This is a genomic window from Pseudomonas sp. HMSC066A08, assembly GCF_001813025.1.
GTDB lineage: Bacteria > Pseudomonadota > Gammaproteobacteria > Pseudomonadales > Pseudomonadaceae > Pseudomonas > Pseudomonas aeruginosa.
On sequence record NZ_KV811393.1, the window covers coordinates 1 to 215 of the forward strand.

Sequence of the window (215 nt, forward strand, 5' to 3'; positions counted from 1 at the left end):
TTGCCCGCGACCTTCAAAAGCATTCGCTCTGTCTGGCTCCACTGCCTCACCTGCGCATTGAAAGCCGCACTCTCGCGCTTGATCTGGTCGAGGCCCTGACGGCGGGCCAGAATGGCCGCCTGTCGCTCGCGCTGGTACTGATTGAACAGGCCCGCCGTGGTCGGGTTGTCCGGCCGCCGGGGTCGTGGTTCGTACCGCTTGCGGTTCGCCTTCGC

At 65.6% G+C, this 215-nt stretch carries 1 pseudogene; it reads right to left on the reverse strand.

The features are described from left to right. Positions 1-215, reverse strand: a pseudogene (locus HMPREF2886_RS32425) (conjugal transfer protein TraI); the annotation flags it as partial.